The 14,493-nt window shown below is 53.3% G+C and carries 17 protein-coding genes and 1 riboswitch; of the genes, 15 read left to right on the top strand and 2 right to left on the bottom strand.

Annotated features, from left to right (window positions below):
• Positions 1-155 precede the first annotated feature (155 nt).
• Entirely contained in the window at positions 156-686 is a 531-nt protein-coding gene (locus tag AC50YL_RS35175) for a transposase (protein ID WP_494838034.1), read from the bottom strand.
• A 223-nt stretch (positions 687-909) separates the two neighbouring features.
• On the opposite strand from AC50YL_RS35175, the gene AC50YL_RS35170 reads away from it, so the two are divergent.
• The 10 genes from AC50YL_RS35170 to rsmI all read left to right on the top strand — a co-directional run bounded on the left by AC50YL_RS35170 (position 910) and on the right by rsmI (position 8,345).
• The gene (locus AC50YL_RS35170; protein WP_494838032.1) at positions 910-1,098 is read left to right on the top strand and encodes a sigma factor G inhibitor Gin; all 189 of its coding nucleotides are present in this window, start codon (positions 910-912) and stop codon (positions 1,096-1,098) included.
• Positions 1,099-1,259: 161 nt separating this feature from the next.
• Complete coding sequence (locus AC50YL_RS35165; protein WP_494838031.1) at positions 1,260-2,768, top strand: aminotransferase class I/II-fold pyridoxal phosphate-dependent enzyme; 1,509 nt, start codon at positions 1,260-1,262, stop codon at positions 2,766-2,768.
• A 63-nt stretch (positions 2,769-2,831) separates the two neighbouring features.
• Positions 2,832-3,458 (top strand): dTMP kinase, encoded by a 627-nt coding sequence (tmk, locus tag AC50YL_RS35160; protein WP_494838030.1) that lies wholly within the window; start codon positions 2,832-2,834, stop codon positions 3,456-3,458.
• A 100-nt stretch (positions 3,459-3,558) separates the two neighbouring features.
• Complete coding sequence (gene darA / locus AC50YL_RS35155; RefSeq protein ID WP_161747125.1) at positions 3,559-3,888, top strand: cyclic di-AMP receptor DarA; 330 nt, start codon at positions 3,559-3,561, stop codon at positions 3,886-3,888.
• A 17-nt stretch (positions 3,889-3,905) separates the two neighbouring features.
• On the top strand, positions 3,906-4,349 hold the full coding sequence (locus AC50YL_RS35150; RefSeq protein WP_494838029.1) for a YaaR family protein: 444 nt from the start codon (positions 3,906-3,908) through the stop codon (positions 4,347-4,349).
• Between the two features lie 21 nt (positions 4,350-4,370).
• Positions 4,371-5,348 carry a DNA polymerase III subunit delta' gene (gene holB, locus AC50YL_RS35145; RefSeq protein WP_494838028.1) on the top strand — a complete coding sequence of 326 codons (978 nt, stop codon included), beginning with the start codon at positions 4,371-4,373 and terminating at the stop codon, positions 5,346-5,348.
• 4 nt (positions 5,349-5,352) lie between these two features.
• Positions 5,353-6,156 (top strand): PSP1 domain-containing protein, encoded by an 804-nt coding sequence (locus AC50YL_RS35140; protein WP_494838027.1) that lies wholly within the window; start codon positions 5,353-5,355, stop codon positions 6,154-6,156.
• 97 nt (positions 6,157-6,253) lie between these two features.
• On the top strand, positions 6,254-6,598 hold the full coding sequence (locus AC50YL_RS35135; RefSeq protein WP_494838043.1) for an initiation-control protein YabA: 345 nt from the start codon (positions 6,254-6,256) through the stop codon (positions 6,596-6,598).
• 77 nt (positions 6,599-6,675) lie between these two features.
• Positions 6,676-7,455 (top strand): tRNA1(Val) (adenine(37)-N6)-methyltransferase, encoded by a 780-nt coding sequence (locus AC50YL_RS35130; RefSeq protein WP_494838026.1) that lies wholly within the window; start codon positions 6,676-6,678, stop codon positions 7,453-7,455.
• Positions 7,452-8,345 (top strand): 16S rRNA (cytidine(1402)-2'-O)-methyltransferase, encoded by an 894-nt coding sequence (gene rsmI, locus AC50YL_RS35125; RefSeq protein ID WP_494838025.1) that lies wholly within the window; start codon positions 7,452-7,454, stop codon positions 8,343-8,345. The genes AC50YL_RS35130 and rsmI overlap by 4 nt, the downstream gene beginning before the upstream one ends.
• A 129-nt stretch (positions 8,346-8,474) precedes the next feature.
• On the opposite strand, the gene AC50YL_RS35120 is transcribed toward rsmI, so the two are convergent.
• Positions 8,475-8,729 carry an AbrB/MazE/SpoVT family DNA-binding domain-containing protein gene (locus AC50YL_RS35120; protein ID WP_090648939.1) on the bottom strand — a complete coding sequence of 85 codons (255 nt, stop codon included), beginning with the start codon at positions 8,727-8,729 and terminating at the stop codon, positions 8,475-8,477.
• Positions 8,730-9,003: 274 nt separating this feature from the next.
• On the opposite strand from AC50YL_RS35120, the gene AC50YL_RS35115 reads away from it, so the two are divergent.
• The 5 genes from AC50YL_RS35115 (at position 9,004) to rsmA (ending at position 14,485) form a co-directional block, all read left to right on the top strand.
• Positions 9,004-10,320, top strand: coding sequence for an HD domain-containing protein (locus tag AC50YL_RS35115; RefSeq protein ID WP_494838023.1), 1,317 nt, complete (start codon positions 9,004-9,006; stop codon positions 10,318-10,320).
• Positions 10,321-10,341: 21 nt separating this feature from the next.
• On the top strand, positions 10,342-11,109 hold the full coding sequence (locus AC50YL_RS35110) for a TatD family hydrolase (RefSeq protein ID WP_494838041.1): 768 nt from the start codon (positions 10,342-10,344) through the stop codon (positions 11,107-11,109).
• 184 nt (positions 11,110-11,293) lie between these two features.
• Positions 11,294-11,503, top strand: a riboswitch (cyclic di-AMP (ydaO/yuaA leader).
• Between the two features lie 240 nt (positions 11,504-11,743).
• Positions 11,744-12,889, top strand: coding sequence for a resuscitation-promoting factor (locus AC50YL_RS35105; protein WP_494838021.1), 1,146 nt, complete (start codon positions 11,744-11,746; stop codon positions 12,887-12,889).
• A 142-nt stretch (positions 12,890-13,031) separates the two neighbouring features.
• Entirely contained in the window at positions 13,032-13,592 is a 561-nt protein-coding gene (gene rnmV / locus AC50YL_RS35100; RefSeq protein WP_494838020.1) for a ribonuclease M5, read from the top strand.
• Positions 13,589-14,485, top strand: coding sequence for a 16S rRNA (adenine(1518)-N(6)/adenine(1519)-N(6))-dimethyltransferase RsmA (gene rsmA / locus AC50YL_RS35095; protein ID WP_161747117.1), 897 nt, complete (start codon positions 13,589-13,591; stop codon positions 14,483-14,485). Before rnmV ends, rsmA begins: the two co-directional genes overlap by 4 nt.
• The last annotated feature ends 8 nt before the right edge of the window (positions 14,486-14,493 follow it).

Below are 14,493 nucleotides of genomic sequence, written 5' to 3'. Positions count from 1 at the left end.
ACCGTTAAGCCCTCCAGCGCCGATGGTACTTGGACCGCAGGGTCCTGGGAGAGTAGGACGTTGCCAAGCACGATGAACCGACTGCAGATCTGCAGTCGGTTTTTTGTTGTCTCTCGTTGAAGAAAGCCAGCTTTACCATCAGCACTAGATGCGCTTTAACGATGGTAGTAGCTGACTTCATTGGACGTGATTTTAAGGACGCCGTCTCGTCTGGCTTTGCGCAGCCTCCTGTTAATGATTAGTCGAGGGGCAAGGAACCAGATATGACACATGGTGAGGCTAATCATCGTGGCTTCATTCGCCCATGGATACAACACACCGATTGCGCAAAGACCGAGCCATAACAAATGCCAGTGCAGCCGGCGGAATAATCCAAGCTCGATATGGGCAACTGGGATATATCCGATCCAAATTCCGAGTACTCGCCATCCCCAGCGCTTATAATCAGGTTCGTCAACGCGGATCAGCGTAAGTCGAATGATGATGAAATGGATGAACTGGATGCCAAGCATGCCGATTCCGAATGCTTTTACCCCCTCGAGCCGATACATCAGAATCAGAAAGATCGCCAATATGCATATGGCGCATAAATAACTTCGATATAATTCATCACGAACGAATATTTTCTGCTTCAACTGGTATTGGTAGATCGTTGCTTTCTCTTGTTCAGCAAGCGTTCCCCGCATATTTCGTCAGCGCCTTTCGATGATCTACACCATGTATCGGATTTTTGGTCGGGTTTGTGTAGACTTCCTTCCGAAAAGAAGTGCAAGCCCTGGGGAACCAATCTGGGCGCTTCGACATAAACTGTATTACTATTTGAAATGGGCTATGAAAGTCGTATAGGTTGCTAGATTTTGTGGCATACTAGAAGAAGTGACCTATTTCCCATGGAAGAGGTGAAGCGAAATGTCGGAGGAAACAACGGTTAACGTATGTATTATTTGCGACCTTGTGAAAGAAGAAGGCATACGAATCATTGATGGATTTATTTGCGATACATGCGAAGCCGAAATGGTTCAAACGGATGTGCAAGATGCTAAATATCCTTTTTTCATTCATCAGCTTAGACGCATTTGGCTGCAAAACAATGCATAATTCCCTCTACGTACTGCACTCATGATCCCTGCTTTTTCTCGTATGCGTTTCGGTCGAGAGAGTTCGGGATTATTTTGTTTTGAAACGGAGCTAGGTTTAAGTTCATGCCGGAATCCTTTATGATAAAGGGATAGATTAATTGGAAACCGGGGGAACGTTCATTGGATTCGCAATCAAAGCAAGCCTGGCATGCACCGTTGTTCCAAGCGCTAACGAACCTGCATGCATCTCGCCCTGTCAGCTACCATGTACCGGGACATAAATACGGAAAATCGCTGCCGTTGCTTCAAAACCTGCCGAATGATGCTTTGTCGGCATTAAGGGCTGTGATGGCGATCGACGTGACGGAGCTATCGCTAACCGATGACTTGCATGCGCCGTCGGGGATTATCGAAAAAGCGCAGAATCTCGCGGCAATGACGTTCGGTGCCGATCGCACGTTCTTTTTGGTAGGTGGCAGCACGGCCGGCAATCTTGCGATGCTGCTGGCGGTTTGCGAGCCGGGTGATTTGATTATCGTACAACGGAACGCACATAAGTCCGTGTTAAACGGACTGAAGTTGTCCGGCGCACGGGCGGTATTTCTAATGCCGGAAAGGGATGAGGATACCGGCCTCGATATTGCGCCGAACTTGATGCAAGTAAAGCAGGCTCTTCAGACGTATCCGGAAGCAAAGGCTGTCATGCTCACGAATCCAAGCTACTATGGGCTGAGCGTACAACTCCGGCCATACGCCGAACTTGTTCATCGTTACGGCAAAATGCTGCTTGTTGACGAGGCCCATGGCGCGCATTACGGACTTCATCCGACTTTGCCGACATCCGCGCTCCAAGCGGGTGCAGATGCCGTCGTTCAGTCCACGCACAAAACGCTGCACGCGCTCACCATGGGAGCCTTGCTTCATATACAAGGAGAGCGGATCAATCGTACTGCCGTCATGGATGCCTTACGAATGATTCAGAGTTCTAGTCCTTCTTATCCCATAATGGCTTCCCTAGATATTACCCGGGCAATGATTGATTTCCGGGGGCATGAGTTGTTTGAACACGGTTTGGCGGCTGCTGAATTTTTAAGGAAATGGGTAAACGAGCAGGATGATTACGGGATAGCGATTTCGACAGATGAAGAAGTCCGAAATGATCCGCTTCGTATCGCTCTATATGATCGCTTGGGCAGATTGACGGGTTTTGAAATTCAGAAACGGCTTGAAACATTCGGCTGTTATACGGAACTTGCGGATTCGCGGCATGTCGTGCTTCTAATCGGCGTAGAAGCGTCTGCCGAGGATATTGAGCGGCTGAAGCAAGCGTTGGTCGAAATCGCTAAGGAGGCTGCTGGTGAGAGCAGAGCGCCGCAGACATTAGAGCGATCGATCAATAGCACCATTCGCAAAACTCATCCGATATCCGAGCCCGTTACGTTCAGCAGAATCGGTGCCAGCCGAACGAGTGGCGCAAGCACGGAACGGATTGCTCTGGATGACGCAGTTGGTCGGTTCTCGTCGGAGAACGTCATTCCTTATCCGCCGGGCATTCCGCTGCTCTACGAAGGCGAACGTATAACCTCCGAGACTATACGAAGCATCAAACAGCTTGTGGCGGACGGCGCAAGATGCCAGGGAGCAGCCGATCCTACCATGCGGACGATTGCCGTAACGGTGGAAGCTTAGCGGATTTACGCGTATGGTTGGCTTTGATATGATAAGGGTATAAACAGACAGAGGAGCACGATTGTGGGAAATGGGTTGTTTTTGACGATAGAAGGCGGAGAAGGCTCAGGGAAGACCACGCTGATCGATGGCATCGCCGGATCGCTGCAAGGACTTGGCAAAGCCGTGCTATTCACGAGAGAGCCCGGCGGCATTCCGATCGCGGAGCAAATCCGCGGCATTGTGCTCGATAATGAAAATACGGCTATGGATGCCCGCACGGAAGCTCTGCTTTACGCTGCAGCCCGTCGTCAACATTTGGTGGAAAAGATACTCCCCGCGCTAACCAGAGGGGAAATCGTCGTCTGCGACCGATTTATCGACAGCAGTTTGGCTTATCAGGGCTACGCGCGCGGGCTCGGGATCGAGGAAGTGCGGTCCATCAACGCATTCGCTATCGGGAACCATATGCCCGCATTGACGTTTTGGCTCGATGTGTCGCCCGAATCGGGCTTGGCGCGCATTCATGCGGGAGAAGGCAGGGAAATCAACCGCCTCGACTTGGAAGGGCTCGCGTTTCATAAAGCGGTCAGGGAGGGCTACCGGAAGCTGATGGCTGCCGAACCGGAGCGAATCGTACGAATCGATGCCGAACAATCGCCTGAATTCGTGCTGAAAGACGTATTAACGATACTAAATGCGCGAATTTGAAGGATTATTTACATTCAATGTCAAATAATAATAGAGCCGGATTTTTTCAACAAGATTACGGCATATCGTAATTCGGGAAGCATTATGGGGAGGGAATTGGATGAAATTAGTAATTGCGATTGTTCAAGATAAAGACAGCAACAGACTGTCGAATGCGCTCGTCAGAGAAGGCTTCCGTGCCACTAAGCTCGCAAGTACCGGCGGGTTCCTGCGCGCGGGCAATACGACGTTCATGATCGGGATCGAGGATGAACGGGTTCATGAAGTATTGAACGTCATCCGCTCGAATTGCAAAGTGCGCGATCAGCTCGTATCTCCCGTATCTCCGATGGGAAGCACGACCGATTCCTATATTCCATTCCCGGTTGAAGTGCAGGTTGGCGGCGCGGCAGTGTTCGTCGTTCCGGTCGAACGCTTCGAACACTTCTGATTGGGCGTGACGAAACCATGAAAATCAATCCCGGGTGGCGACCTCTTGGCGCCGATCGTTCGCGTCCGGACGCGGGCTCAAAGCCAGCTGCGGTGAAAAACTTCGCGGACGTCATGAATTTTCAAGACGAGCAGCGGACGATCGAGCAGCTTCAAGCGAAGCTGAAGGATATTCATAATCAAGGCGAACGCTTGGCGCGTTCGATGACGGTCAGAGAGCTCAAGCTTTACCGCCAAATGGTCAAGCAATTTCTCGAAGATACCGTCAGGCGCGGCGTCGGGATGAAAGAAACGCGCGGTTTCGACAGACGGGGCCGTACGAAGCGCTACAAGCTGCTGGAGGAAATCGACGCTTCCCTCGTTTCGATGGGAGAGGAGCTGCTGGAGAGCGAGGAAGGGCGGCTGAAGCTGCTTCAATCGATCGGCGATATCCGCGGCATTTTGATAAATTTGTTTTTCTAACGACAGAAAGGATTCAAACCGATGAGCATCGCACAACTTGCCGGGCAACCTAAGGCGAAACGCATCCTGCAGTATGCGCTGACGAGCGGCAAAGTGTCGCATGCCTACTTGTTCAGCGGGCCTCCGGGAAGCGGACGCATGAAGATGGCGATGGCTTTCGCGCAGGCGCTGTTCTGTACGGAGGGAGTCGACGATGCATGCGGACATTGTCTGGAATGCCGAAAATTCGAGCATGGCAATCAACCGGATCTGCATATCGTCGAACCGGACGGCAGCTCTATTAAAATCGACCAAATCCGCGAGCTCCAACGGGAGCTGGCTTACCGTAACATAAATACGGCCCGCAAAGTGTATATCATGCAGCGGGCGGAAACGATGACGCTTCAGGCGGCCAACAGCTTGCTAAAATTTCTGGAAGAACCGCAATCGCCCGTCGTGGCGATCTTGCTGACGGAGAACGGACAAGCGATGCTGCCGACCATTCGCTCGCGCACGCAGCATGTACCCTTCATGCCGCTTGCTCCGCAGGAGATGCTGCAGGTGCTGGTCAATGAAGGATTGCCTCAGCTTCCGGCCCGAGCGGCCGTTCATTTGACATCGGGGCTCGATGCTTGCCGGGCGCTAATCCAGCAGAATGGGTTTGCAGAAATGAGAAACGTAGTGATACAATTAGGGAAGGACAGTCTGAGTCGGTTCACCGCGGCGATGATGTCCTTGCAGCAGCACATCATAAAGACGGAGCTTGGCGAACAGCCGCAGCTTCTTTTGTCATTGCTTATGCTGTGGTACAAAGATATGATTCATTTTCAAGCAGGAAGACATGAGTCGCTCGTTTTTATAGATCAGCTTGATTGGATCGGCAAGCATGCCTATGCGCGTCCGGCCGAAGGCTGGGTGTCATGCATGGCGTTCACGCTGGAGGCGGGAAAACGCATACGTGCGCACGTATCGCCGCAATTGGCGCTTGAACAGCTGCTGATCCGCGTACAGGAGGGGTGAATAATTGTATACCGTCGTGGGTGTCCGTTTTAAAAAGGCGGGCAAGATCTACTACTTTGATCCTGTCGATTTCCAGGTGGACAAGGAACAACACGTCATCGTGGAAACGGCAAGAGGCATCGAGTACGGCAAGATCGTGGTAGGGCCAAAACAGGTCGGTGAATCGGATGTGGTCCTTCCGCTGAAAAAAGTCATTCGCATCGCCGGCGACAACGACGCCAAGATCGTCGATGAGAATAAGGCCGCGGCACGTAACGCGTTTGCGACCTGTCTCGAGAAGATTCGCGATCATCAGCTGAAAATGAAGCTGGTCGATGTCGAATTTACGTTCGACCGCAATAAGATCATTTTTTATTTTACGGCTGAAGGGCGCGTCGATTTCCGCGAGCTCGTCAAGGATTTGGCCAGCGTGTTCCGTACCCGGATCGAGCTTCGGCAAATCGGCGTACGCGACGAGGCAAAGATGCTTGGCGGCATTGGACCTTGCGGGCGCGTGCTCTGCTGTTCGACCTGGCTCGGCGATTTCGAACCGGTATCGATCAAGATGGCAAAGGATCAAAACCTGTCGCTCAATCCGACGAAGATCTCGGGGCTGTGCGGACGGCTGATGTGCTGCCTCAAGTACGAGCACGATAATTATGAAAGCATTCGTGAAGAACTCCCGGCCATCGGCAAAATCGTTGTCACCTCGTATGGCGAAGGCAAAGTAACGGGAATCAACGCGGGCACCAAATCGGTCTACGTTCAATTGTTCGATATCGGCGGCAAACCGAAGGAACTCCCGCTCGATGATGTCGTCGTAAAGTAAGGCCGCAATCGGCCATGTGAAATCCGAAGCTGTATAGCCTTGGGGTGGAAACTTGAAAAAAGACATATTTAGCGAAATCAGCGCTTTGGAAACGCATATGGGCAGCTTGTACACGGAGCTCGGTTCGATGAAGCAGAAAATCAAGGCGCTGCTCGAGGAGAACAATCGGCTTAGCATAGAAAACGCGCAGCTGCGTAAAGTATTAAAACGGGAAACGGCGGTTTATGCGCCTAAGCCGGAGCCGGTTGTCATCCATGAAGCCATGCACGACGAACCGCATGAGGAGCCCGTAATGACGGGAGACCCTTCGGCGATCGGTCAGGGCTATGACAATTTGGCGCGATTGTACCACGAGGGATTTCATATTTGTAATTTGTATTATGGGCATTTGCGCACGGAAGGCGACTGCTTGTTCTGCCTTTCGTTTCTGAATAAGGATTGACGGACAAGACCCTCTGACACGGGGTCTTGTTTTGCATCCATATAGAAATCAACGTAACTGAATAAGGAGCATGAGAAGTGGTTAAAGAAGTGGTATTGGGCCCCGATGAGCGGCTCGACGATTTATTGACGCACCAATTGCACATCATTCAAAGCCGGGAGGTGTTCAGCTTCTCGATGGATGCCGTCCTGCTGGCCCGTTTTGCGGCGGTGCCGCCCCGCGGGAGGATACTCGATCTGTGCAGCGGCAACGGAGTGATTCCGCTCTTGCTGACGACGCGGACGAAAGCGGCGATCGATGCCGTTGAAATTCAGCCGCGGCTGGCCGATATGGCGCGAAGGAGCATTGAAGCGAACGGCCTGGAAGACCGAATCTCGGTATTCGAAGGCGACCTGCGCGAATTCCATCGGCAGCGCGGCCACGGGATCTACGACGTGGTGACGGTTAATCCGCCTTATATGCCGGCAGGCACGGGCGATCAGAACGAGAATCAACATTTTGCCATGGCTCGTCACGAACGCAACGGTACGCTCGATGATATCGTAGCGGCCTGCGCAAGGCTGGTACGGACCGGCGGCCGCGTCGCGATGGTGCATCGCCCTTCCAGGCTGGTTGAAATTCTCGAAACGATGCGCAAATGGAAGCTGGAGCCCAAACGGATGCGCTTCGTTCATCCAAGCGCGATAGCCGAGGCCAATATGGTGCTGATCGAAGCGGCGCGCGATGGCAAGCCGGACTTGAAAATGCTCCCTCCGCTCATCGTCTATAATGAAAAGCGCCAATATAATGATGAGTTAATGCGCATTTACTATGGAGACGCAGCAGCTAACGGTTCGCAGAAGGAGACTGGGCAATGATCGTACAACGGAGTTTTCAATCAACAGATTCGAATCCAACGAGCGGCACGCTCTATCTGGTCGGCACCCCGATCGGCAACTTGGAGGACATGACGTTTCGAGCCGTCCGGATCTTGAAAGAAGTCGATCTGATCGCGGCCGAAGATACCCGGCAGACCCGCAAGCTGCTCGCGCATTTTGAAATAAGCGCCCGGCTTGTGAGCTATCATGAGCATAATAAGGAGGCGAGCGGTCCCGAATTGATCCGACTGTTGGAAGCAGGTCAATCGATCGCGCTCGTGAGCGACGCCGGAATGCCCGCCATCTCGGATCCGGGCGCGGACCTGGTGGCTGCCGCCGCGGAACGGGGACTTACGGTCGTTCCGGTACCGGGCGCGAATGCGGCCTTGTCGGCGTTGATCGTATCGGGGCTACCTACGGAACGGTTCCTGTTTGCGGGCTTTCCGCCGCGCGACCGCAAACCGCTGCTGGCTTGGCTCGGTCGTTTGCAGCGGCACGAAGAAACGATCATTTGTTACGAATCGCCGCACCGGATTGCCAAAACGCTGCCCGTTATCCTGGAGCAATGGGGCGACCGGAGAATAGCCATGGTGCGGGAGCTGACCAAGCGGCATGAGGAAATCGCGCGCGGCACGATCTCGGCGTGCATTGCCTGGCTGGAGGAACATCCTCCGATCGGCGAATACTGTCTCGTGATCGCGGGAATGGGCGAAGAGGAGCTCGCCGCCACCAAGCTTGAGGATGGCTCCTGGTGGACCTCGCTTAGTCTGGAGGAGCATGTGGCGCATTACGAGGCGGAGAATGGCGACCGCAAGGATGCCATCAAGCGGGCCGCGTTGGACAGAGGACTTCAGAAACGCGACGTATATAATGAAGTGATGAAAAAATAAAGCTAAGCGAACACAAAAAAAGACCTTCCTGGCCGGGTTCTGGCGCAGGAAGGCATCAAGGAGTATTAAAAAGGTTAGAATTAACAATTTGGATAATACCATTATAACCTATAAAATCGGATTTGTCTCTTATTTTGTAACAGGAGTTGGCATTTCCGTCAAACAAACGTTGCAGACGATTTTGCCTTTGAAATACGCCACGTTCTCGGCATTGCCGCAGAAGATGCAAGCCGGCTCGTATTTCTTGAGCATGATCCGCTCGCCGTCCACGTAAATCTCAAGGGCGTCCTTTTCTCCGATTCCAAGCGTACGGCGCAATTCGATCGGAATTACGACACGGCCGAGCTCATCAACTTTACGAACGATACCAGTGGATTTCATCATGATTGTCGTTCCCCTTTCCTATTTGGTCAGCCGTCACGATTCGACAAAATTCTATTAATATATGTCTTAATAATACCAACGTTTCCCAAAATAGTCAACCGGCACTAATGAATGAACAAGAGCTGCGGTTCCCACTACTTCACGGCAATAAGGCATTCGTCTATACTTATTATAGTACAACAATGGCGTACATATTGGAAATAGAATTGTGACATAATTCGACATCGGTTCGAAAAATATGTCGAAATGACGAACGTTGGGAGTGAACGGCAATATGGCAAACGGTCAAGCGAAGGAACGTCTTCCCGAAGAGAAAGTATTCAAGGATCCGGTTCATAAGTACATTTACGTGCAGGATTACTTGATTTGGAATTTGATCAATACGCGGGAATTTCAACGTCTGCGGCGCATTCGGCAGCTGGGCACCTCGTACTTGACGTTTCACGGCGCCGAGCACAGCCGATTCTCGCATTCCCTCGGCGTCTACGAAATCACCCGCAAGATTATTTCCCAATTCGAACGCAGCGGTTATTCCGGCTGGCCGATCGGAGAAAAGCTCGTCGCGTTGTGCGCGGCGCTGCTTCACGATATCGGGCATGGACCGTTTTCCCATTCCATCGAAGACGTCTTCGACACGCATCACGAGGCATGGACCTGCCGATTGCTGCTCGGGGACACCGAGATTAACCGCGTGCTGCGCGAATTCGATTCCTCATATCCCGAGCGGATTGCTTCCGTGATCTGCAAAACCTACCATGAACCGATCGTGGTCTCGCTCGTCTCCAGTCAGATGGATGCGGATCGTATGGATTATTTGCTTAGGGATGCATACTTTACGGGGGTGAACTACGGTACCTTCGATTTGGAGCGGATCTTGCGCGTACTGCGGCCGCATCAAGGACGTATCGTCGTCAAGGAAAGCGGCATGCATGCGGTCGAGGACTATCTCATGTCTCGTTACCAAATGTATTGGCAGGTGTACTTCCACCCGGTTACGCGAAGCTCCGAAATCATACTGCGACAAATATTCCGCAGAGCGAAGGAGTTATATGCCGGCGGCCATGCGTTCGGCTGGATGATGGCGCCCCTGGAGAAGCTGTTCTCCGGAACGATCGACATCGAGGATTACCTTGCGCTGGACGAGGCGCTCGTTCAGACCGCTTTCTCTGCTTGGGCATCCGAATCCGATACGGTGTTGTCCGATCTATGCAAGCGATTCTTGAACCGCAAGCTTTACAAATATATCACGATGGATCAACCCGACGAGAAGCTGTGGCAGGAGATTCGGGATCAATTTCGCGCCATAGGGCTTCATCCGGAATATCACCTGGAAATTGACTTTCCGTATGACATGCCCTACCATGTGTATCGTCCGGGTACGGCCGAACAAGCGGAAAAGGAAGAAAAACCGCCGATTCTGCTGCTCTCGGGCGATGACCGGTTGTCGGAAATATCCGGAAGGTCCGATATCGTCCGCTCCATCACGGGTATCCATCAAGGAAAGTATCACCTGTATTACCCGGAGGAACCGCTGCTTGAATCAGCGCATCTCTTGTCCGCGAAGATACGCGAATTGTTTGCTTTAATGTAGAAAGGGGTTTCGCAAATCATGATGTTAATCGACACGCATACGCATTTGGACTCGCATAAATTCGACGACGACCGCGAATCGGTCATTGAACGGGCACGGGCCGAGGGGGTAGATAAGCTGATCAATATCGGCTTCAACCGGGAGACGATCCCGACGACGATCGCGCTGGCCGAGCGCTATCCGTTCATCTATGCCGCCGTCGGCTGGCATCCCGTCGACAGCATCGACATGAAGCCGGAGGACCTGGAATGGATCGCTTCGCTGCTCGATCACCCCAAGGTCGTCGCGATCGGCGAAATCGGGCTTGATTACCACTGGGATACGTCGCCGAAGGACGTTCAGCAACGAGTATTCCGCCAGCAAATCGCCCTCGCGAAAGCGAAGCGCAAGCCGATCGTCATCCATAATCGCGACGCGCATGAAGACGTGGTGCGTATTCTTCGGGAAGAAGGGGCGAGCGAAGTCGGCGGCGTCATGCACTGCTATTCCGGCAGCTGGGAGACGGCGAAGCAATGTCTCGATATGAACTTCTACATATCCTTCGGGGGACCGCTTACATTTCTCAACGCGCGGGTACCCAAAGAGGTCATGGCCAAGGTGCCGCTCGACCGTCTGTTAATCGAAACCGATGCTCCGTATTTGGCGCCTCACCCGCATCGCGGGAAGCGAAACGAGTCGGCTTTCGTCCGTCTTGTAGCAAATACAATGGCGGATATTTTAGGTAAATCCGTAGAAGAAATTGGAAGAATTACGACCGAGAACGCGATGAAATGTTTTGGAATATCATGAAAATCGGATTGAAAGCAAGCATTTGGATGATATCCGGGGATAAAAATGATTTTTGATCCGAAAATCGCTTGAATCTCTCGTTATTTTCCTTGAAATTCACTAAAATCGTCATTAATCAGTTCTTTACAATGTGCGGCGCTAGACTGTATGATTCATCTCAGAGCAACAAAAGTTGTATTCCTTTTCCAAATAATCGCTTAATCTCCGGCTACCGGAGAGCGGGGGAACCAATTGTTGAAACTGTCTGTATCATGCCGACGGCGGAGACGGTGAAATTCTTCTTGGGGTGAATTTCGCGGACGGACGCATTCAGAATGAAGCGTTCCCGAGCGAATAGGGCGACTCTCGCGCCCGAATCCGACAGCTAACCTCGCAAGCGTCTATAAGAGAGATCAACCTCGTGCATGCAACTCCATGCTGCCTATTTTAAATGGGAAGCCACGAAACAGATCCTCTGTCGTCGGGCTTCTTTTTGTTTGAATATTGCGTAAACTGACGACATAGGGTGTATCGTGGAGGTGGGGCCGGGGAGGAATATGGAAGATGCGTGCTTGCACGCTAATACTACTCTATAGTCGCGTCTAAGTATCATGCGTTACAAAGGCGGCGGGGCTATGTAAGGAGGACCGAAGAAGTGGGAGCACTCCAGCTTAAGGACACCCATGGGAAACGATCATCCAGCATGTCTTTCGCATTGCGATGGAAGCATGAGAATGTGCGTTTAATTGTACTGAGCGCCATGATCTCAATCGCTATGACTTTCATGTTTTTGGTGTTGTTGTACGGAACGGCTGACAAGCATGTCTCCGTAGTATTGAACGGACGAGAAACCATTGTCTCGACGAAACAATGGGTCCTTCAACGCCTACTGGATGAACAAGCCATAACCATTGGCACGCACGATAAGGTGTCGATGCCGCTCGATGGCGGAATAAGCGACGGCGACCGGATCATCATCGATCAGGCGGTCCCGCTTAAAGTGAAGGCTGACGGCAAAGTAAGAACGTTGTACACGACAGAGAGAACTGTACAGGCGGCGATCGATCAGGCTGATATAGCGGTTCGCGGTCAAGACAAGGTAACGCCTTCGCTTGTGGCCGCGCTCGAACCGAACATGACCATCACGGTCACCCGGATCGACAAGAAAGTGTCCGAAACGAGCTACCCCGTTCCCTTCACCGTCGTGAAGAAGGACGATCCGCAGCTTGCGCTCGGCAAACAGAAGCTTGTCCAGTCGGGCAAGCAGGGCAAAGTCGTCAAACGCTACGAAACGGTATTCGCGGACGGCGTGCCGGTATCGCAAATCCTCGTAGAGAAATTGACCCCGGAATCCGCGGTCAACCAAGTCGTGTCGGTCGGGACCAAAAAGCCCGAGCCGAAGGTAACGATGCTGTCCGCGCAGTCCTCCCGGTCGACGTATACGAAGCACGGGGTAACGTTCAACGCGAAGAAAGTGATGAAGAACGTTACGCTGACGGCGTATTCGGCCGGCGTTGCATCGACGGGCAAAGACAAGAACCATCCGGAATACGGCATTACGGCATCGGGAGCGCGCGTTCAGGAAGGACGCACCATCGCGGTGGATCCGAGGGTCATTCCGATCGGCTACTGGGTATATATTGAAGGAATCGGTTTCCGCCGAGCGGAAGATACCGGCAGTGCGATCAAAGGCAGCAAAATCGACGTTTACTTCGACAGCGAATCTTACGCGGACCGGTTCGGGCTGAAGCGGGGCTACACGGTGTACGTGCTGGGACCCAAAAAGCCGGAGTCTCTGTAGAGACCCGGTCGACGGTCCGGCGTTGGTTGAATTCGCCGTCTACTTGATTCATATCGTAATTCATGCGAAAATATGCCATCATAAGAAGGGGCGATGCCTCTTCTTTTTATTTGTTTATCGGAAGGGAAGGAATGGAGCTTCCATGATCAAAGAAATCATTGTCGTCGAAGGCAAGGACGACACGGTCGCCATCAAGCGGGCCGTCGAAGCGGAGACGATCGAAACCGGCGGTTCCGCCATCGGGGAGGCGGTGCTTCGGCGCATCGCGCTGGCGCAGGAGCGCCGCGGCGTCATCATCTTCACCGATCCCGACCATGCGGGCGAGCGAATCCGCAAAATCGTCGCGCAGCGCGTGCCCGGCTGCAAGCATGCGTTCCTGCCGCAGGCGGAGGCGCTCTATAAAGGAGATATCGGCGTGGAGAACGCCTCTCCGGAGGCCATACGGCACGCGCTGGCCAATTTGCGCACGGAAGCCGGCAGTAATGACGGCGGTCTGGCGGAGGTCACGATGGAGGACCTGATGCAGGCGGGACTGCTCGTCCATCCGCAGGCATCGGAGCGCAGGTTGAAGATGGGCAATTTGCTTGGCATCGGGTATGCCAACGGCAAGCAGTTCTATAAACGATGCTCCACGTTCCGGATTACGCGGGAAGAATTCCGGCGTGCGCTGCAGGCGATGGAGAGCGAAGGAGAATCGCGATGACGGAAGGATTCAAAACGACCCAGGAAGTCGGTTCGCCCAAACGGACGAAGGACATTATCGCCCGGTACGGCTTTACGTTCAAGAAGAGCCTCGGGCAGAATTTCCTGATCGATCAAAATATATTGAACAAAATCGTAAGCGCCGCCGAGCTCGACGAGACGAAGGGGGCGCTGGAGATCGGTCCCGGGATCGGCGCGCTCACGCAGCGGCTGGCGCAGACGGCCGGGCGCGTCACGGCGGTCGAGATCGATAATCGGCTCATCCCGATTTTAAGGGACGTGCTGGCGGATACGCCGAACGTGCACGTGGAGCACGGGGACGTGCTGAAGCTGGATCTTCGCGAGCTGATGGAGAAACAGTTCGGCGGGCTGGCCGGCGTGAGCGTCGTGGCGAATTTGCCTTACTACGTCACGACCCCGATTCTGATGAAGCTGCTGGAAGAGAAGCTGCCCCTCGAGAATATCGTCGTGATGATTCAGAAGGAAGTCGCGCAGCGGATGGCCGCGAAGCCGGGGGGCAAGGAATACGGCAGCCTGAGCGTGGCCGTGCAGTATTACTGCGAGCCGGAGCTCGTGTGCATCGTGCCGCATACGGTGTTCATTCCGCAGCCGAATGTCGATTCCGCGGTCATCAAGCTGTCGCTCCGGGACAAGCCGGCGGTCGAAGTGGAGGACGAGGACTTTTTCTTCAGGACCGTCCAGGCCTGTTTCGCGCAGCGCCGCAAGACGATCGCGAACAATTTGACCGCTTATGTCGGAAAGCCGAACCGCGAGCTGCTGGGGCCGCTGCTCGAGGGCTGCGGCATCGATCCGACGCGCCGAGGCGAGACGCTGTCGCTCGCGGAATTCGCGGCGCTCAGCCATGCCCTGCTGAAAGCGGGCTTGCCCGCCTAGCCGAAGCG

Source organism: Paenibacillus sp. J22P277 (genome assembly GCF_059383675.1).
The sequence above is the reverse complement of the archived record's forward strand: the minus strand, read 5'-3'. Positions and strand labels throughout refer to the sequence as shown.